The organism is Bradyrhizobium sp. Kon56 (assembly GCF_055807635.1).
The window spans coordinates 41,483-61,610 of record NZ_JBVVOU010000014.1 but is presented as its reverse complement, the minus strand read 5'-3'; the positions used below and the strand labels follow the sequence as shown (position 1 = coordinate 61,610).

11 protein-coding genes are annotated in these 20,128 nt (G+C 65.0%); 5 read left to right on the top strand and 6 right to left on the bottom strand.

Features of this window, described 5'->3' with window-relative positions; genetic code table 11:
- Positions 1-7: 7 nt before the first annotated feature.
- The 3 genes from AC0L3B_RS22125 to AC0L3B_RS22115 form a co-directional block, all read right to left on the bottom strand.
- Positions 8-1,564, bottom strand: a complete 1,557-nt coding sequence (locus tag AC0L3B_RS22125; RefSeq protein ID WP_247441313.1) for a L,D-transpeptidase — start codon at positions 1,562-1,564, stop codon at positions 8-10.
- A gap of 329 nt (positions 1,565-1,893) precedes the next feature.
- Entirely contained in the window at positions 1,894-2,943 is a 1,050-nt protein-coding gene (locus AC0L3B_RS22120; protein WP_018455677.1) for a fatty acid desaturase, read from the bottom strand.
- A 181-nt stretch (positions 2,944-3,124) separates the two neighbouring features.
- Positions 3,125-4,561 (bottom strand): lipopolysaccharide biosynthesis protein, encoded by a 1,437-nt coding sequence (locus AC0L3B_RS22115; RefSeq protein ID WP_473381036.1) that lies wholly within the window; start codon positions 4,559-4,561, stop codon positions 3,125-3,127.
- Between the two features lie 305 nt (positions 4,562-4,866).
- Here AC0L3B_RS22115 and AC0L3B_RS22110 point away from each other — a divergent pair, with 305 nt between their 5' ends.
- Positions 4,867-5,934: an endo-1,4-beta-xylanase gene (locus AC0L3B_RS22110; RefSeq protein WP_473381035.1), complete on the top strand. Its 1,068-nt coding sequence runs from the start codon at positions 4,867-4,869 to the stop codon at positions 5,932-5,934.
- Positions 5,935-5,937: 3 nt separating this feature from the next.
- On the opposite strand, the gene AC0L3B_RS22105 is transcribed toward AC0L3B_RS22110, so the two are convergent.
- The 3 genes from AC0L3B_RS22105 to AC0L3B_RS22095 form a co-directional block, all read right to left on the bottom strand.
- Positions 5,938-6,888 carry a DUF6492 family protein gene (locus AC0L3B_RS22105; RefSeq protein WP_473381034.1) on the bottom strand — a complete coding sequence of 317 codons (951 nt, stop codon included), beginning with the start codon at positions 6,886-6,888 and terminating at the stop codon, positions 5,938-5,940.
- Positions 6,889-6,983: 95 nt separating this feature from the next.
- On the bottom strand, positions 6,984-7,778 hold the full coding sequence (locus tag AC0L3B_RS22100) for a protein-L-isoaspartate O-methyltransferase family protein (protein ID WP_446482007.1): 795 nt from the start codon (positions 7,776-7,778) through the stop codon (positions 6,984-6,986).
- Positions 7,775-11,245, bottom strand: a complete 3,471-nt coding sequence (locus AC0L3B_RS22095) for an ATP-binding protein (RefSeq protein WP_473381033.1) — start codon at positions 11,243-11,245, stop codon at positions 7,775-7,777. Before AC0L3B_RS22095 ends, AC0L3B_RS22100 begins: the two co-directional genes overlap by 4 nt.
- A gap of 142 nt (positions 11,246-11,387) precedes the next feature.
- Here AC0L3B_RS22095 and AC0L3B_RS22090 point away from each other — a divergent pair, with 142 nt between their 5' ends.
- The 4 genes from AC0L3B_RS22090 to AC0L3B_RS22075 all read left to right on the top strand — a co-directional run bounded on the left by AC0L3B_RS22090 (position 11,388) and on the right by AC0L3B_RS22075 (position 20,100).
- Positions 11,388-17,831 carry an amino acid adenylation domain-containing protein gene (locus AC0L3B_RS22090; protein WP_473381032.1) on the top strand — a complete coding sequence of 2,148 codons (6,444 nt, stop codon included), beginning with the start codon at positions 11,388-11,390 and terminating at the stop codon, positions 17,829-17,831.
- Positions 17,832-17,972: 141 nt separating this feature from the next.
- A complete protein-coding gene (locus tag AC0L3B_RS22085; protein WP_007600599.1) occupies positions 17,973-18,146 on the top strand; it encodes a hypothetical protein in 174 nt (57 codons plus the stop codon).
- A 245-nt stretch (positions 18,147-18,391) separates the two neighbouring features.
- Positions 18,392-19,123: a 4'-phosphopantetheinyl transferase family protein gene (locus AC0L3B_RS22080; RefSeq protein ID WP_018455684.1), complete on the top strand. Its 732-nt coding sequence runs from the start codon at positions 18,392-18,394 to the stop codon at positions 19,121-19,123.
- Positions 19,120-20,100: an LLM class flavin-dependent oxidoreductase gene (locus AC0L3B_RS22075; protein ID WP_018455685.1), complete on the top strand. Its 981-nt coding sequence runs from the start codon at positions 19,120-19,122 to the stop codon at positions 20,098-20,100. Before AC0L3B_RS22080 ends, AC0L3B_RS22075 begins: the two co-directional genes overlap by 4 nt.
- Positions 20,101-20,128: the final 28 nt, after the last annotated feature.

Genomic DNA, 20,128 nt, shown 5'->3' with positions numbered 1-20,128 from the left:
CCCGCTCCTACCAGAAGCCCCGCTGCATCGGCTGTGCCGGCTGATAATATTGATACTGGCCGCGCCGGCGCGGATTGACGGGCTGCGGATTCGGATCGCGCTGGAAGAAGAAGCCGAAACCGTTGCCGCCATTGTCCCAGCCGTCATCGCTCGCCATGGCCATCGGAGGCGCGGTCGGCTTGCGCGTGATGAAACCGCCCTGGGGCTGGTTGCTCAGCACTGCGACGAACTCGGTGCGGTAGTTGGTCTCGCTGCTCAGCGGCTCGTCCGAGATGATGATCGAGGAGCGCGGCAACGCGGTCGGCGCGATGCGATCGAGCACCTCCTGTGGGATGGTGATGCGGTCGAGTGCGTTCTTGGCGTTGTCGCTGTCTTCGATCGTGACCACGCTCCAGCGCAGGCCGGTGTCGGTCTTCGCCATCGCGGTGAAGATATGCGTGCCGAGCGGCTGATCCGGATTGCGGATCGTGACGGGAACCTCGATGCTGGTGTCGAACACCTCGCCGCCGCCGTCCGGTGCCGGCTTGTGCGTGTTCCGCCGCACGTAGAGCTTCTGCGTCGCGCGGCTGATGTAGACCGAGACCGGCTCGAGTGCGAGCTTTGCGTCGGTCGCGGCCTTCACGGCATCGGCCTTCCTGGCCGCTGCCGCCTTGGCGGCCTCTTTCGTGGCAGCCACCGCGTCGCGCTTCGGTTGTGCGGCGCTCTTGGCGGCATCGAGCTGCGTCGCCGCGTCGGCGGCCTTGGTGGCGGCCTTCTGCTTCAGCTCCTCGGCCTTGGCGCGGGCCTGATCGGTCTTGGCGGCCGCGAGCTGCCTGTCGGCGAAGGCGAGCTCGGCGTCGGCGCGGGTCTTCTGCTGTTCCAGCTTGCGCAACGAGGCCGGCAGCGATGCCGCCTCTTTCGCGGCCGCCGTCGCGGCCTTCTTGGCCTCGTCGGCCGCCCTTGTGGCCTCCTCGGCCTCGCCGGAGAGCCTGCCAATTTGGCCCGGCGCCGCCGCAATGGCGTCCCGCTTCGGCATGAACAGTGCGGGATGAACGATGTCGATCGGAGCCGCGTCGTTCGGCGAGATGATCACCCGCATCCCGATGTTGGTCTTGTCGAACAGGCCCTCCGCAAAGCCGAACGGCATCCGCACGCAGCCATGCGAAGCGGCGTAGCCGGGCAGCGGCCCGCCATGCAGCGCGATGCCGTTCCAGGTGATGCGCTGCATGTTCGGCATCCAGGCGTCGTCATACATGGTCGAGTGGTGGTCCTTGTCCTTCTCGATGATGGCGAAGACGCCGGCCGGCGTCTCGCGTCCCGTCGTGCCGGTGGAAACCGGCGCGCGAAAAATCCAGCCCTCGGCGTCGTAGAAGGTGACCTGCTGGCTCTTGATCGACACGATCGCCATGATCGGTTCGCCGGCCTCGCGCGGTGCCACCGCCTCGGCCGGCTGACGCGCCTGCTTGGCCGCATTGGCCGGAGCCACGGCCGCAAAGGCGAGCATTGCCGCCAGGGTCACAATTCCGGGGGGCCCCCAACGCCGCATCGCCACGGTGGATTGCGCCGTTGTCATCAGGTTTCTCATGCCATCCTCGGTCGAAATGCCAGTCCGCCGGTCATTGATCAGATTGCGATCTTTGAATTAAGAAATCGCAGCCGCCTTACGTTCCGTCTGTGGCGACATTCGGCACGTTCCGGCGATAAATCTCATATACGACGGTTAACGCAGGCGGAAGGGCGCCGCGCGGCCGAAGCTGGCGGTCTATCGCTGCGACAGAATGACCGGGGATCGGTGACACGGCTGCCAGCGCCCGGCGTCGGACGGCGAAGCCACGTTGAACGGCCGCTAGACGCCCATCGCGTTCCGATCGCGCGAATTCACGCCGGTCGGCGGCCGCGCGGGGCGGCGTAAAGCTAAGCCACTGGAGTCAAGGCTGCCTTTTCAAACAAGGCTGCCTTGCCAAACAAGGCTGCCTCTCCAAAGGAGACGAGCCGCTGCCGTTCCTCGTCCCACAAGGTCAGCCGCACGGTCCGCAAACTCTGGAGCAGCGTGATCCGCCCGACACCAGCGAACTGCGGATGGTCGCGCAATACGTCCTGCAAGCGATAGCAGGGAATTCGACTGGACAAATGATGGATGTGGTGGACGCCGATATTTGCCGTGAACCATCGCAAGACACCCGGCAATTGGTAGTGAGAGCTGCCGTGCAGCGCGGCGTCGTGAAAGTTCCAGGTCTCGTCGTGGGCCCAATGCGTGTGCTCGAACTGGTGCTGGACGTAGAACAGCCACACACCGATCGACGCCGCCAGGACAACGATCGGCAGATGCACAAGCAGCAACGGCCCATAGCCGACCAGCCAGATCATCGTGACGGCGAGGACCGCGAGGGCGATGTTCGTGCCCATCGTGCTCAGCCAGGGTTTCCAGCCGCGACGCATCATCCCGACCGGCAATCGGTGCTTCAAGATGAACAAATACGAGGGACCGGCGCCAAACATCACGAGGGGATGTCGATACAAGCGATACAGCGTCCGGCGCCATCGCGACCGCCCGAGAAATTCGCGCGTGGTCAACGTATCGATGTCGCCCAAGCCCCTGTGGTCGAGATTGCCGGAATTCGCGTGATGGCCCGCATGGTTATGCCGCCAGTAGCCGTATGGCGTCAGTGTCATCACGCCGATGGCACGGCCGACCCAATCGTTGGCAACGCGGCCGCGGAAGAACGAGCCGTGTCCGCAATCGTGTTGGATCATGAAGAGGCGGACCAGCAAACCCGCCGCGGGCACCTCGAGCAGGAGGGCAAACCAATAGCCCTGGTCAAGAGCGACCCAGATCAGAGCCCAGATGACGACGAACGGGATCGCCGTGATCGCCAGTTCGAGGACACCCCGCGTATTGTCAGGCTCGCGATAGCGGGCAAGCAACTGCGCCGATGCGCGGATTTCCGGCGTTCCTTGGGTCATATCTGCTCTGCTCCCGACATGCCGCCCAAGAAGCACAGTTATGGCCACGGACGCAACAAAATCGCCCTCCGCCCTAGACCCGGGCGGCTGTGCGCTTCCGGTCGGAACCGAGCCATCGCCAGGCCAGGCGGCGCTTTCAGAGCTTCAGACGCTGAGGCCGAGCCTCGTCAGGCATCGCGGCTTAAACGCCCAGCGCCTTGCGGTTGAAGGTTCGCAGGAAACGCAGCGACAGCGTCCGGACGTTTGCGATGTTCAGCAACCACGCGGCAGCGGCATAAGCGAGCCCGCCGGCGAGGCTCACGAGCATGAGCGGGACGAGGCCGATGCCATTGACCTGGGATCGTGCCACGAGGATCGCAGCCGCCATCGCCGCGGCGGAGACCGCAACGCCGGCGAGGCGGTGGAGGTCGAACGGGACCGGATGGGCGCGATGCATCAGCACGACGGCAACGAGGAAACCGATCGCTTCGGTTGCAAGGGTCGCCAGCGCCGCGCCGTAGAGACCATGGCCGGCCACCAGCACGAACATCAACGCCACGCTGACGACCAGCGTCAGGAACGACTGCGCCGCCAGCATGAACGGTCGCTCGGCAAGCTGGAAGCTGATCTGCACATAGAACTGATTGGCGATGCCGAACAAGCGCGCGAGCACCAGGGTCGGCAGCAATACCGACACGCCGGCGCGGAAGTCGACGCCGACGAGCGTGCCGGCGACCTGATCGGCTGCGAGCGCGAGCCAGACCGCGACGGGCGCAACTACGACGAGCAGAAGTTCGAGGCTCTCGGTCAGCCGCTCCCGCGTCGTCTCGATGTTCTTGTCCGACATTGATCGGAACACCAACGGCACGGTCGCCGCGGCGACGCTGGAGGCGATCATGACCATGAACTGTCGCGGCAGATCGGCGGCGACGCCAAAGATTCCGGCGGCGTCCTTGCCGAGCAAATAAGCCACGATGAGGCGGTCGCAGGCCGAGTAGACCGCAACCGACAATCCGGCCAGCGTCAGCGGCAGGCCGTAGCGCGCGAGCTGCACGAACTGGCTGCGCTGAAAGCGCGCGATCCTGGTGCGGTCACCGAGAAGGTTCAGGATGATCCCGGCGAGCGAACCCAGGCCGAATGCGGCGAGCAGTCCCAGTCCACCCCAGCCGAGCCAGATGCCGAGCAGGCCGAAACCGACGCTCGACACGCTGCGCACGATCGAGATCGCCGCGAACCTGTAAGGGCGCAGTTTTGCGCGCTCGAACTCCTGGCCGACATCGACGGCATTCGCCATGATCGCGACGAACATGCTGGCAAGCAGCAGCCCAACGCTGAGATCATTGCGGAACAGGAAAACCAGCGGCGTGGTGGCGCAGAGGACGGCAACGGTGAGCGCGAAGGCGACCATTGCAGTGCCGCGGAAATCCACCTCGGCCGACATCGCCTGATAGCGCGACACCGACAGCTTGATCCAGGCGAAGAAGATCGCGCCTAGAATGCCGGCCAGGCTGATGCCGACGACATAAACGCCGTACTCCGCCGGCGTCAGCAGTCGCGTGTAGGCCGTGACGGCGAAGAAACCCACCGCCGCAGGCAGGATGTAGGCGACGAGATAAATCGAGAAATGGCGGTTCAGCATGCGAGCACGGGACCGGCAACATTGTTGCGAGTGTGACGGCCGTTCATCAATTGGACCATGGCGGGGCGAACGAATTGCGCCGCAACATCTCTCAAGAGTGTCACATAAGTCTGGAGATCGGGCGGCGAATCCGGTTCTGAAGCCGCTTTCGCGGGTTAGCGTTAAATTTGCCCTTCCCTGACGGCGCCACGGCCACCGAAAGGAACCGTGATTTCGCACTGGCAAAGTTAACCCAACGAGGGAAATCCCCGGCGTTGCAAGGCGTCGCTTGGTACGGTGGCGCGTTGGCTCCGATAAGGAATGCCGTGACCAGGCTCGACAGACGCGAATTTCTCCTCGGCAGCGCCGCAGCACTCGCGGCGGGCGCATCGGCGTCCGCAGCGCCGGCGTCGAAACTCGCCCAGCGCTATCAGGGATTTGGTGCCGCGGCCACGCTCTGGGATCTGCAAGCGGATCCCAGGCTCGGCGAAGCCATCAGCACCTACTGCACACAAGTCGTGCCGGTGCTCGAGCTGAAATGGCCGATGCTGCGTCCGGACGCGCACACCTTTGCCTTCGAACGCGCCGACGCGATCCTGGATTTCGCCCGGCAGAACGACCTGACGATGCGCGGCCACGCGCTCGCCTGGTATCACGACATTCCGGACTGGACCAAGCAGATCAAGGATACCAAGGGCGTCGAGCGCGCCTATGTCGACCACATCGGCACCGTCGTCTCCTATTACAAGGACAAGCTGACGTCGTGGGACGTCGTCAACGAGCCGATCCCGGACAATCCGCACAGCCCGAAAGACCGACGCGAGTCGTTCTGGACGCAGCATCTGGGCAACCGCTGGATTCCGCTGGCGTTCCGCACGGCGGCCGCGGCCGATCCCTTCGTCAAGCTCGCGATCAACGAATACGACATCGAGTCGGCTAAGGACACGTTCATCGCGAAGCGCGCGGCCTACCGCCATCTCATCATGGAGCTGCTCGACCAGGGCGTGCAGTTGCACGCCGTGGGACTGCAATCGCATCTGCATGCCGAGCTCGAGATCGACACCCATGGGCTTGCCGAATTCGTCACCGAGCTGCGCGCCTGGGGCCTCGAGGTGCTCGTCACCGAGCTCGATGTCGACGACCAGAAGCTGACGGGGACGCCGGCGGAGCGCGATGCCATCGTCGCCAAGCGCGTCGATGATCTCCTGACCGCGATCTCGACCAGCGGACCGGTGCGCTCGATCCTGACCTGGGGCCTCTCGGACCGCTACAGCTGGATCAACGGCACCTTTGCCCGCGCCGACAAGCAGCCGAACCGTCCTTTGCCGCTCGACGGCGAGTTCAAGCCGAAGCCGTTCATGAACGTGATCAGCAAGTTCACGAGAGACGTGTAAGGTCTAGCGAGCTTTCGGCACTTCGAACTGGGCCTCGTCGCCCATGTGCTCGGGCGAAAGACTCGGACCGCGACGGTCGCGCGAGCTGAGGCGGAACACGTCGCGGATGTCGTCGATGGAGGTCGACGAATAGGACTGGATGCACAGCGCGACCTGGTCGGGCGAAGCGGCCCGCATCATCGCTTCGATGGCGGCCCGGTCGAGGCGCGTGTCGTCCCAATGCGAGACCGCGATGCTGTCTTCGGTGACCCGATGAGCGGCCAGATGCGCGGGCGAGTTCGCGACGAAATGGCCGTACATGAGATATTCCGAGAACTTCTTCTTCCGGCACAGTGCCAGAACCCAGTTCAATCCCGTTGCCGACTTGATCGAATCGGTCATCGCGCGCGCGGTGTCCCTGTCCCAGACCAGCGCGTTGCCGACATAGTCGTCCGCGGGGAAGGACCGGTCCTTGATGCCAAGGAGCTGATCGACGGTGCGGAGCCACAGGACATGCAAGGGGTGGGCGGCGTCGATCCCGTTGCGCGTGACGAACAGCGGGGTCTTCTCGGCGCCGGCATACTCACCGACGTCGAATTCGCGGAAGAACAGATTGTCCGAATCCAGGATGCAGACGCGCTGCTCGGGCGCGTTGAGGACGCCGGCGATCTTGAGGATCTGCTGAATGTGCCAGCCATGAACAGGTGACGACAGCAGCGACAGCCAGACGCGCCGTTTGCTGATGAACTGCAGAGCCGGCGGCAACGCCCACAGCCATTTCGGCAAATAGCGCGAGGCCGGAACGATGACGCGCTTGTCGGAAGCGAACCGCGCGAACAGCGGCAGATCCTCATCGTTAACGAGAACATAATGCCGTGTGTAGCCCGTCAACCAGGTGTCGATGCTCTCGCTGAGCAGCGAAAAGCGCTCGATATCCTTGGCGTAGCTGGCGGTCAGCAGGGCAACGGAATGCATGGCGCGCGCTCGTATGGCGATCAGGCCGCAGTCATAGCGGCGCCGAGACGCGTTGGATACTTACATTCGCAATCAAGGTAAAATGAAACGAAGCATTAGCCATCCGACGGCAACCCCTGCTCGATGCCGCGAAAGCGCAGCGGCGCCAGCGCGGAGGCGCGCTGCCACCAGTCGGCGACGCGGTCGTCGAGCGCGGTCAGACCGCGGCCTTGGCCGGGAAATATCCGGATCTGCTGCACCGCCTCGGCTTCGAACCCCCTGCCCTTGCGGGTGATCTTGAGGGCGGCGCCTTCGCGGTCCCGCTGGGTCAGCGGCACCAGAAGCCGGCCGCGCGGACGAAGCGACCGAAGCCAGAGCGGATGCGGCTGCGAGAAGCCGGCATGAACGATGATCACGTCGGCGGGTTCGCCGATGTCCTCGCATCCGTCGCCATGGACGACCGCGACGTTGCGATAGGCGCCAAGATAGGTTGCGGCGCGCGCCGCAAGCCGCTCGTCGCATTCGATTGCCTGCACCCTGCCCTTGGGCCCCACGATCTTCGACAGCACGGCTGAGAAATAGCCGAGCCCGCAGCCGATTTGGACCACACGGTCTTTTTCCCCGACGTCGAGCAAATCGATGAAATGCGCCCACAGGCTCGGAAGTCCGGTATCAAGCTTGCGGCGCGCATCGATCGCGACCAGCACATTGTCCTGGAGATGAACGGGATCGGCATCCGGCGTCAGCCGATAGTTGCGCGCCGCCTCGGTCTTGATGCGCCACGGCCCCTTCGCCAGAAACTTTTCGCGCGGAACAGTGCCGAGGGCTTCGAGCAGGCGCGTTGAAGAGATCCGCTCGCGTTTTGAGATCAGCTCCACGTAACGCGCACGCGCGGCGGCAAGATCGCTCATCTCACGGAATCGGCCCGTTTACGAACAAGCGCGTCCACGCCGAGCTCGTCGATCAGTTGCATCGCCTGTTTCAGGTCCGGCGTGGAAAAGCCCTCGCTGAACTTGCCGATGATCGGTACGAGCAGGAGACGAGCGTGCTCGCGCTTGCCGGCTTGGTGCGACAGTCGCGCGAGGCTGACGGCGGTGCGAAGCTCCCAGGACAGAGCGCCCTGCTTGCGCGCGATCTCCAGCGACAGGTTGAACAGGTCCTCGGCCTCCTGCACCGAGGCCGGATTCTCATCCGACAGGGTGATCTCGCCTTGCAGGCGGTAGACTTCGGCGAGGTAGGAGTGGTCGCCGGTCCGTCTTGCGGTCGCGAGCGCACCGTCCAGCGCGCGCAAGGCGGCATCGCGCATTCCGACCTTGGCGTAGGCCTCCGCGAGCAGGCAGCGGAACCAGCAGCCGGCGAGCCAGGAATCCATCGCTTCGTATTCGTCGAGGCCGAACCGCATCTGGCTGAGGCCTTCGTCGGCCTCGCCGAGCTGCGCCAGCGCCCAGCCGCGCAGGATCGCGGCCTGCTGCTTCCAGTGCAGGAAATTGTGCTCCGTGGCGATGATCATGGCGCGGTTGGCATGGTCGCGCGTGCCCTCAACATCGCGCAAATGCTGGCAGAGATAGGCGCCGAACACGAGCGCGAAGGCGAGCGTGAATGGGTGGCGGATCTTCTCGGCGTTCGCGATCGCCTGTTCGCTGTGCTGGCGCGCCGCGTCGGGCCGGCCGAGGAACCACAGGAGGTAGCCGAGATAGGACAGCGAGACGACACCGGGATCGGTGCCGTGCCGCTCCATCAGATCGGAGTGCAGGTCGGGGCTGTAGAGGTTGATGCAGCGGTGCAGATGATGCTGGGACGCGGCAAAGCGCCCGCGATAGAGCATAGTCATCGCGATCGAGCGATGCGCCTCGATCAGATAGCCGGTCTGCTGCGCCGGTTGCGTCCCCTCGTTCAGCCGCTCGCGCTTGGCGAACTTCAACAGCTCGACGCTGAGATCGTGCGCGCGGGTCAGATCGGCGCGGATGAAATGACAGACCCAGAGCCCGCGCGTGGCGGCGAAGGCCTTTTCGTCGTCGTCGAGCTGCTGGCCGAGTTCGAGGGCGCGGACGTAGTTCTCCTCGACCTCCTGCACGGCATAGCCCTTGGCGGCGATCAGCGCGTTGCCGAGCGCGATGCGCAATTCGAGCTCCATCTCATCGGCGCCCTGCATGCGCGCATTGGCCTGCACGACGCCGAGGCCGCGGCCCAGATGCCCGATCGCCTCTAGATTGGCGCCACTCTTGGCCGCCTGCTTGCCGGCCTTTAGCCAGAAGCTGGCGGCGCTCTCGCTCTGGCCGGATTCGGTCATATGATGGGCGAGCAGTTCCGGTTCGCGCTCGGTCTTCTCGGGATACATCTCGGCCAGCACCTGGGCGATCCGGGAATGCAGCTTGCGCCGCTCGCTGTGCAGCAAGCTCGCATGCGCGGCGTTCTGAATCATCACGTGCTTGAAGGAGTAGAGCGCGTCGGGCGGATGGCCGCGGCGCATGATCAGTCCGGCCTCCTCCAAATGATTGAGCGCGGCCTCGATCTGTTCGGCGGGTGTGTTGGCGACCGCGTGCAGAGTCTCGTAGGAGAATTCGCGGCCGATGGTGGCACCGATTTGCGCGATCCGCTTGAACGGCCCCATCCGGTCCAGCCGCGCCATCAGCGAGTCCGTCAGCGTCGCCGGGATCGCAAGCTGCCGCCACGGACCCGACAGCACGTAGCGCCCGTGCCGCTCGGTCAGGAGGTTGGATTCGAGAACCGTCTTGGTCAGCTCCTCCAGGAACAGCGGCACGCCGTCGGTCTTGACGATGATCTCCTCGATGACCTCCTTGGGAAGCTCGCGTCCCGCCACGCGCTCGACCAGCGTCGCGCGCAACTGCCGGCTCAACCGGTTCAGCACCAGGGTCGTGATATGCGAATGGGCGTTCCAGCTCGGCTGGAATTCGGTGCGCGCGGTGATGATGACCAGGATTGCCCGGTTCTGCGCCCGGTCGACCAGGAGATCGATCACCTCACGGGACGTCGGGTCGATCCAGTGCAGATCCTCGAATGCGATCACCAGCGGCTGCTCGCGCGCAAGGCCGAGGAAATGATTGACCAGCGCCGCGACGGTCGCATCCTTTTGCTGCTGCGGCGACAGCTCGAGCGGCGGATAGCGGTCGCCGGTCGGAATGGACAACAGCACGGCAAACAGCGGCGCAACCTGCTCGATGTCGCCATGAGCGGCGGCGATCGCGGTCTCCAGGCTCGCCAGCGACTGAACGGACGCATCCTCGCGATCGAGACCGAGAGAGAATTTGAGCTGCTCGGCGAACGGATAGAACGCCGTGGAGGTGTAATAGGGCGAGCACTGGAACGAGACCTGTCCATGGCGATCGCCCGCGATCCGGTCGAAGATCTCCTGGATGATGCGCGACTTGCCGATGCCGGGCTCGCCGAACTTGACCACGACCTGGCCCTCGCCCTCCTTGGCCTGCTGCCAGCGCCCCATCAGCAGCGCAATCTCCTCCTCCCGGTTGACGAGTGGGGTCAGCCGCGTGCCCATGGCGGCGGCGAAGCGGGTCTCCACCCGCGAGGCGCGCATCACGTGCCAGGCCTGGGCTTTCTCCGAGATTCCCTTAAGCACGTGGACGCCGAGATCGCGGTAGTCGAACTTCCCCTTCAGCAGCGACTGGGTCGACGTGGAAATCACCACACCGTTGGGCGGCGCCAGGCCCTGCAGGCGCGCGGCGAGATTGACGGTTTCTCCGACCGCGGAGTCGCGCTCTTCGGTGCCCTGTCCGACGAGGTCGCCAACCACGACGAGACCGGTTGCGATGCCGATGCGGACGGCGGGTGAGTGGCTGAGCGCGCCACGCGGCTCGATCGCGCGAGCGGTCGACAGCACCCGGACGATTTCCAGCCCCGCACGCACGGCGCGCTCGGCGTCGTCCTCATGTGCGGTCGGATAGCCGAAATAGACCAAAATACCGTCTCCGACGAAGCGGGCAGCAAAACCTTCGTAATGCTTCACGACGCGGACACAGGTTTCGCGGAAGCTCGCGATCATGTCGCGCACGTCTTCCGGATCGAACTGCACCGAGAGCGAGGTGGAATCCACCATGTCGCAGAACATGGTGGTGAGCTGACGCCGCTCGGCGCCGACCTCCGTCCGGATTTGCGGGCGCGCCATCGCGTCGGGCTTCTCCGCGGTTTCGGCCCGGAACAACGCGGTCATGGCGCGCTGGAGCCGCTTCCGATCGCCGAGCGGCAATCCGAGCTCGACCAGATCGGATTCGGTCAGGTCCGCCATGACGTCGAGATCGAGACGGTGCTGCGCGAAGAGATCAGTATAGTGGCTAAGACCGATACCCTCGAGCCAGCGCTTCAGCCCGCCTTCCGCTCCCGTGCCCGGCTCATTCTCCAGCATGGTGATTCCGCCCGACCAATCACTCCGTCGAAGGGCTTAGGGCCCCGCAACCACAGATTTTGGGGCCAAAACTTCACCTCAGACTGGACGCGTTTCCTAACTTCTTGGAAGAATAGCCCAATCGGATCAAAAGGGAACGGAATTGTCGGACGCCACACGCCCAGCCCCGCGGGAAGCGAGTACGACGGCCGAAGCGAAGATATTCGAGGATATCGGCGGTCTTCTCGATTTCCATGCCCGCAAGATGCCGGTGGCCCCCGCCCTCCTCGCCCCCGGCCGGCCGGTCCTCAACTACGGCGGGATTGGCGTGCGGACGCAGGATCTCGTCCGCACGCTGCGCGGGCTCGGCATCGCTTCTACCGACCGCATCGCGGTTGCGCTGCCGCGCGGTGCCGACAGCGCACTGGCCCTGATCGCGGTAGCCTCGAGCTGCGCTTGCGTTCCCGTCAATCCCGATCTGACGGCGGACGAGCTGCAACGCTATTTCAGCGAATTGAAGCTGACGGCGCTCGTCACCCGGGCCGACACGAACTCGGCGGCCCGCGATGTCGCCAAGGCGCTCGATATTGCGGTGATCGATTTCGTGCCGGGGCCGCAAGACGATCTCGGCGGCTGCGCGTTGGTCGGGCCGGCGGTCGGACCGGCGAGCAGCAGCGGCGCCTCGCGCGGCGACGACGACGCGTTCATCCTGCTGACCTCGGGCACGGCGGCGCGACCGAAGATGGTGCCGCTGACGCATCGCAATGTGTGCCTCTCCGCCTACAATGCCGGCCGCGCGCTCTCGCTCGCGTCCCACGATCGTCTGCTCAACGTCCTGCCGCTGTTTCACGCCCATGGTCTGATTTCCGGCCTGCTGACGGCGCTGGCCGCGGGCTCCAGCGTAGTCTGTACCGAGGGTTTCGACGCAGCCTCCTTCTTCGGCTGGATGCGGCAGCTGCAACCGACCTGGTACACGGCAGTGCCGACCATCCATCGCGCGCTGCTGACGGCGGCGGAAGCCAACCCGGATCTTGCCCGATCGTCGTCGCTGCGCGTGATCCGCTCCGCCTCGGCCTCGCTTACGCCTGCGATCCTCGACGGGTTGGAGGCGACGTTCGGCGTTCCCGTGCTCGAAACCTACGGCATGACGGAGGCGGCCTCGCAGATCGCGGCCAACCCGTTCGAGCTGCGCAAGGTCGGATCGGTCGGCCGCGCCGCGGGCCCCGAGATCACAATCATGGACGAGACGGGCCGCGCGCTCGCCAGCGGCCAGCACGGCGAGATCATGCTGCGCGGACCCAACATGAGCCGCGGCTACTATAATGACGAAGCGGCGACGCAGGCTGCCTTCCGCAACGGCTGGTTCCGGACCGGCGATCTCGGCTATCTCGATGCCGACGGCTATCTCTTCATCGTCGGCCGCATCAAGGACGTCATCAACCGCGGCGGGCAGAAGATCTCGCCTCTGGAGGTGGAAGAGGTTCTGCTCAGCCATCCGGCGGTGCTGGAGGCCGGCGTGTTTGCCGTCCCGCACCCGAAGCTCGGCGAGAACGTCGCCGCAATCGTGGTGCTGCGGCCGAATTCCGAGGCGACTTCGGACCAGTTGCGCCAGTTCGCCCGGAAACGGCTCGCGGCCTACAAGGTGCCGAGCCTGATCCGCAGCGTCGCGACGCTGCCGAAAGGCGCCAGCGGCAAGGTCAAGCGCAATGCGCTCGCCGAATTGATTGCAACGGACGGCGGCGAGGAGGAGGCCCGTCTGCCGCGCAACGCGCTGGAGACCGAGCTCGCCGGGATCTGGGCCGATCTGCTGGAGCTGCCGCAGGTCGGGGGCGATCAGGACGTCTTTGCGCTCGGTGCCGACTCGCTCGCGGTGACGCAGATGCGTTCGCGCCTGCGCGAACGCTTCAATGTCGATTTCTCGTTCGAGGACGTTTTTGATTGCGCCACGGCCGCCGCGCTTGCGGCCCGGATCGAGACCGCCGCAATCCATCGCGAAACGATGCTACCGGCCTGGCGCCAGGCCGGGGAAGCAGACGCGCCGCTGTCGTTCCAGCAGCAGCGGATGTACGTGCTCTCGCGGCTCGACCCCACGCGCTACAATTATAACGTCGTCGAAGTCGCGCTCCTCAAGGGTGGGCTCGACGTCGCCGCACTTTCTGCGAGCCTCACCGCCGTATCGGCGCGCCATGAGGCGTTGCGGTCGGTCATCGTCGAACGCGAGGGCGAGCCGGTGCAGCTTGTGCTGCAATCGCCACCGCGGTTCGAGCGGATCAAGCTCAAGCCCTGCCCCGCGAACAAGCGGGTCGCTGTTGTCAGGCGCGAAGCACTCCGGCTCGCGCAACATCCGTTCGACCTTGCGAACGAGGCACCGCTGAAGGTCACGCTGCTCTCGTTCGACAAGAGCAGCCATGTGCTGGTGGTCAACGTCCACCACCTCGTCACCGACGGCTGGTCGCAGCGGCTGTTCTGGGAAGAACTCGCCGCCCATTATTCGGCAGCGCGCAAGAACGACGTGGCGGCACTGCCTTCGCCCGCCTTCCAGTATCGCGACTTTGCGCTCTGGCAGCAGAGCTGGGCGCAGACGCCGGCGGCCAAGGAGCAGCTCGATTACTGGCGGGTGCAACTGGACGGCGTCACCACGCTGCCGCTGCGAACCGACCGCCCAAGGCCGGAGGTCTGGAGCGGCCACGGTGCCCGTCACTATCTCGAATTCTCCAAAACCCTGTCGGCCGACCTGCGCGCGCTGAGCCAGAACCAGGGCGTCACGCCCTTCATGACCCTGCTCGCCGTGTTCCAGTGCCTGCTGTTCCGTCACACCGGACACGAAGATGTCGCGACCGGATCGCTGATCGCCAACCGCAATCAGATCGAGAGCGAGCGCCTGATCGGACTGTTCGCCAACACCCTGATCCTGCGCAATGATTTTGGCGGCGATCCGAGCTTCGGCGACATGTTGCGCCGGGTACGGCAGGTCACGCTCGATGCCTATCGCAATCAGGATCTCCCGATCGAGGAAGTCCTGCGCTCGCTTCAGATCGCACGAAGGACGGACGGCAATCCGCTGTTCCGGATCATGTTCATCCTCCAGAATGCCTCGATCGAGGCGGCACGATTCTCCGGTCTGTCGACGCGGCGGATCGAGATCGATCCAAAAGTGGCGCGATTCGACATCACGCTCGAACTGGTCGAGGCCGACGGCCGTTTCACCGGCTTCTTCGAATACGCCACCGATCTGTTCGACGCGGCGACGATCGAGGGCATGGCCGCTCAGTTCAAAACCCTGCTCAAATCCGTCATCGCCGATCCAGAGCAGCGCATCTCCCGCCTGGCACTCCTGACCGAGGTCGAACGCCGGCAGCTGCTGGCGCAGGGCCGGGGCGTGCCAGCCAATTTCGTCGCGCGCGGCAATTTGAGCGAAGGTTTCGATCGCCAGGTCAAGAAGACGCCGAACGCGATCGCGGTGTCGGACGTCCGCACATCCCTGAGCTACCGCGAGCTGGCGCGCCGCAGCCAAGCGGCTGCGCGCTGGCTCACTCTCGAAGGCGTCGGCGCCGAGGCCGTGGTCGCCTTGCTTGCAGATCGCGGGCCCGACCTGCTCGCCGCGATGATCGCCGTGCAACGCGTGGGCGCCGCCTTCCTCAATCTCGATCCCGACCAGCCGCGGGAACGGCTCGCAACCATCCTCGGATCGAGCGGGGCCCGCATGCTGCTGATCGGACGGGCGCAGTCATCCATGGCGGAGGCGCTGCTCGAACCGCTGGTCGAGCGCATCCAAATGGCCGAGCTCAAGGACGCGATCGCGCCAGCGTCGGCCAAGCCGGCCCCCGCAAAGCGGCGCGCGGCGTCGAGCCTTGCCTATCTCATCTACACCTCCGGGTCCTCCGGCGCGCCCAAGGGCGTCATGATCGAGCAGCGCGGGCTGTCAAACCATCTGGCGTCGCTCATCTCCGAGCTGAACCTCTCGTCCCGGGACGTGATCGCGCAGACCGCGCCACAGAGTTTTGTCATCTCGGTGTGGCAGTTCCTCGCGGGGCCGATGGTCGGCGCGCGCGTCCACATCTGCGGGACCGCGATCGTGCAGGACCCGATTTTGCTCGCGCGCGAGATCGAGCGCGAGGGCATCACGGTGCTCGAGATCGTCCCATCGCTGCTGCGCGTGATCCTCGATCGCATGGACGAGGCACAAATCCGACGCGCCTTTGCGAGGCTGCGCCTTCTGATCTCGACGGGCGAACCGCTGCCCGTCGATCTGTGCAAGGCCTGGTTCGCCCGCTGTCCGAAAGTGCCGCTGATCAACGCCTATGGTGCGTCGGAATGTTCCGACGACGTCTCGCTGCATCGCCTGACCAAGGCGCCGGCGACCGACATAGGCCATGTCCCGGTCGGCGCGCCGCTGCCGAACATGCAGCTCTACGTGCTCGACGCAAACCTGCAGCCGCAGCCGGTCGGCGTGACCGGCGAGCTCTGCATCGGCGGCGCCGGTGTCGGCCGCGGCTATGTCAACGATCCCGCGCAGAACCGGCAGCGCTTCCTGCCCGATCCGTTCTCGCGCAAAGCAAGCAGCCGGCTGTACCGGACCGGCGACCTCGCCCGCCGCCGTGCCGACGGCACGATCGAATGCCTCGGTCGCGCCGACCATCAAGTCAAGGTCCGCGGCTACCGTATCGAGCTCAAGGAGATCGAGAACGCGCTTGCCGACCATCCCAGTGTGCGCGCCGGCATCGTCGAGCCGCGTCGCGAAGCGAGCGGCGATGTCAGGCTGATTGCCCATATCGTCGCAAGATCCGGCAGCCGGAGCAGCGCCAGCGAGCTGCGCGACTTCCTGAAGAGCCGGCTGCCGGACCATGCCATCCCGTCCGCGTTCTTGTTCCTGGATCAGGTGCCGCTCAATGCCCATGGCAAGATCGATCGGACCGCGCTGCTGGCGCCGGCGCAGCAGGAAACGTTCGGACCGGATGCGGCCGTGCCGGCGCGGCGCTTCACCGAAAAGGTGCTGTCCGACATCTGGATCGACCTGCTGAAGGTCGAGAGCCTCGGCGTCACCGACAATTTTTTCGACCTCGGCGGCCATTCGCTGCTAGCGGGCCAAGTCATGGCGCGCGTCGCTCGGGCGCTCGGCGCGTCGCTGCCGATCAAGACCATCTTCGAGGCACCGACGATCGACGAGCTTGCCCGGCGGGTCGACGAGGCCGTGGCGGCAAAGCCGCGCAAGCCGGCCCCAACTGTAGCGAGGTTGGCTAGTGCGAGCCTGGCCGAAGGCAGCCCTCTCTCGATCGCGCAGGACCAGATGCTGCGGATCGAGCAGAATCTTCACGGACTGCCGCTGTTCAATCTGCCTTTCGCTTTCCGTCTCCAGGGGCCGCTGAATCCGGCCGCCCTGGCGCAGGCGATCGACGACATCGTGCGCCGGCACGAATCGCTGCGGACCCATTTCGGCTGGAGCGGCGGGGAGCCCGTCAGCCGCATCGCCGCGCCCGGCGCCCTCGGCCGTGTCCTGAGTGTCGAGACGATCGGCGACGGTCAGCCCCATAACAACAAGCGGCGCAAGGCGCTAGAGCTCCGCAAGATCAATCTCCTGATCGAACAAGAGACCTATGTCCCGATCGACACCACGCGCGCGCCGCTGCTGCGCGCCCGGCTGTTGCGGCTCCACGATGGCGATCACGTGTTGCTGCTGACGCTGCACCACGCCGTCGTCGATGGCTGGTCGATCGGCGTGCTGTTCGAGGAATTGTCCTACCGCTATGCGGCGCTGGCCGGATATTCGTCGGTGCCGCTGCCGAAACCGCCGCCGGCCTTTTCGGACGTGGCGCGCTGGCAGCGCTGGTGGTGCGGCACCGACGCCGCCCGCCGTCAGGCGGCCGACTGGACCGAGAATTTGCGCGGGGCGGCTCCCCTCTTCGAGGGCGAATCAAGGCCGGGCCCGTCCAGGGGGCACCATCCGGTCAGTCTCAAGCGTGAGCTGATCGGCCGGCTCGCGGCTTTCGCCGGCCAGCACAATTGCACGGTGTTCATGTGCCTGCTGGCCGGCTTGAAAGCCGTGCTGCTGGCGCGGACCGGCCGCCACGACATCTCTATCGCCACCGCCATGGCCAATCGCGCCCAGCCGGACACCGACCGGATCGTCGGTCCGTTCGAGAACACGGTGATTGTTCGTACCAAAATCACGCCGGAGCTGTCGTTCGCGCAGGCCGTAGTCCGGGTCCGCCAGAGCGTGCTTGACGCGCATGCGCGCCAGGAGCTGCCTTTCAACATCCTGGCCGATCATCTGGAGCAGGAGGGGGTCAATCCAGCCTCGCTGCTCCAGGTCTATTTCACCCTGCAAAATCCGCTGCGCCAGCCGCTCGATCTGCCTGATCTCACGACAGGATCGATCGGCAACATCGCCCGCGAAGGCCAGCCGGTGCTGCCGATCGACCAGACATGGCTGTCGCTGATGCTCAAGGAGCGGCCGACGGGGATCACCGGTTCGTGCAATTACAAGAGCGAGCTGCTCGACGGCGCTACGGTCGGCCAGTGGATGGAGGATCTCCTCGCGCTGCTCGCGGCCGCCCTCGCCCAACCCAACACACCGCTCGGCCGATTGCTCAATCGCAGGGCGGCATGACCGGCCGTACATCACGGACGAATACGGGGTCACTCGTCAAAGCTGTGAATGACCAAGTTGCATCTTGATTATTTGGCGCCATCGCGCAAGATTATTCTCGCGTTTTGATTTGGACGAGTATTTTCAACCGGGGAGTTCGTTATGGGTTTCATCAAATTTACCAAGGGCACCTCGTTGAGCGACAAGGACCGCAAGGCCCTGCAGAAGTTGCTCGGCGCCGAGAAGAAGAAGCTGCAGTCCGCGCTGAAGGACGTCGACGCCAGCATTTCGATGTTGGGCGGCTCCAAGAAGTCCAAGAAGAAGAAGAAGACGTAAGACTCGTCGGCCGGGACGCCGCACGAATCTTCAGGCTTCAGTTTTCGGGCTTCATTTTTCACATTTGGCCGCTCGCGTGTCGAGTTGGGGTCTCGCACAAGCTTGCGCCCGTAAACCGGCCAGCAATCGACAAGGATTCGCCCGAGTGGACCGCTAGAAGCGGTCCGCTTAGTTGATTCTTGCTCAGTTGATTCTTCCGTCATGGCAGGGGATTTGGCCCCGGCCTGGCGCCATGGGCCCAATTGATGGCAGACGACAGAATTGAACTGTTTGTCGGATTGATCGAGAATTTTGACACGCCAGGTGCGATCGATACGTGCCGGCGCCTGCTCTCGGTCGACGAACGGGTACGAGCCGACCACTTCGTGTTCGAGCGGCACCAGCGACAGTATATTTTCGCGCACGCGATGTTGCGCCTTGCGCTCTCGCACGTCGCACCTGAGGTCGCACCGACCGACTGGTCATTTGCGGCCGGGCGTTACGGGCGGCCGTTTGTCGCATCACCCAGGACATCGAGCACGCTGCATTTCAGCCTGTCGCACGCCGACGGCTGCGTCGCCTGCGTCGTGTCGGGGCATGAGACCGTCGGCGTCGATGTCGAGACCGTGTCGCGTCGGGTGGCGCCGCTGTCGACCGCGCTTCGGTTCTTCGCGCCGGAAGAGGTCGAAACGCTGCGCAGGCTGCCGGAGCCCGCCGCGACCGAGCGCTTCTTCGACTACTGGACGCTGAAAGAAGCCTATCTGAAGGCCAGGGGTTTCGGCCTCAATTTGCCGCTCGACGCCTTCGCGATGCAGGTATCGCGCGAGGCCATCGAGATCAGCTTCAAGCCCGATATCCCCGACGATCCGCAAGGCTGGCGATTCCAGCTGATCTCGCCGTCGCCCTCGCATCGTCTCGCGATCGCGGACGGCTCCCGCGCCACCGGCGGCCTTCCCATCACCCGCAATGGATGGCCGCTACAGGAGGCGGCTGAATGACGCCGCGGCGGCTGCGCGTCTTTCCCGCGATTTCGCGCAACCGCGACCCCAAGAAATATGTCGACGAGCTGATGCGGGTGGCGCAGTTCGCCGATCGCAACGGCTTCGAAGGCATCCTGCTATTCGAAGGCAACGACGTGTTCGTCGAGCCCTGGGCGATGGCCCAGCACATCATCGGCGAGACGACCCGATCCTCGCCGCTGATCGCGGTCAATCCGGTCTACATGCACCCGTTCACGGCGGCAAAATTCGTCTCGTCCTTTGCGCAGCTCCACGGCCGCAAGGTCTATCTCAACATGATCACGGGGACGGCGGTCAGCGATCTGCAGGGGCTCGGCGACGAGCAGTCGCACGCCGATCGCTATGTCCGGCTCGGCGAATTCGTTGCGCTGATGCGCCAGCTGCTGGCAAGCCCGCGTCCGACGACTTTCGAGGGCCGGTTCTACCGCGCCAGCAACCTGCAACTTCGGCCGCGCCTGCCGCCGGAGCTGATGCCGGAATTTCTGGTCGCAGGCCAGTCCGAGCCGGCACAGCGCGTCGCAAAGGAGACCGGCTGCATCAAGATGCAGATGTTGCCGCCGGATCTCGACCGCGGCCTCGATGCGCCGGGCATGAATTTTGGAATTTTCGCCCGCGAGGGACGCGACGAGGCGCGGCAAGCGGCAAAGGCGCGTTTCCGCGATAATGCCGACGATCGCGAGCTGCTCGCGCTCACCGTGGAGAACAGCGATTCCGTGTGGAAACGGCGCCTCTACGAGAGCCAGAGCGGCGAGCTCGCGGACAATGGCTATTGGCTGCTGCCGTTCCTGACCTTCCAGGCCGACTGCCCCTACCTCGTCGGCAGCTACGCGGAGATCGGCGCGAAGCTGAAGGAGTTTGCCGCGAAGGGGCTGACCACGATCATGCTCGACATGGTCGCGGACGAGACCGAGATGCAGCACGTCTGCAAGGCGCTTGCGGCAAGCGGGATGTTTTGAGTTGTGGATGAAGTCGACCTAACCATCC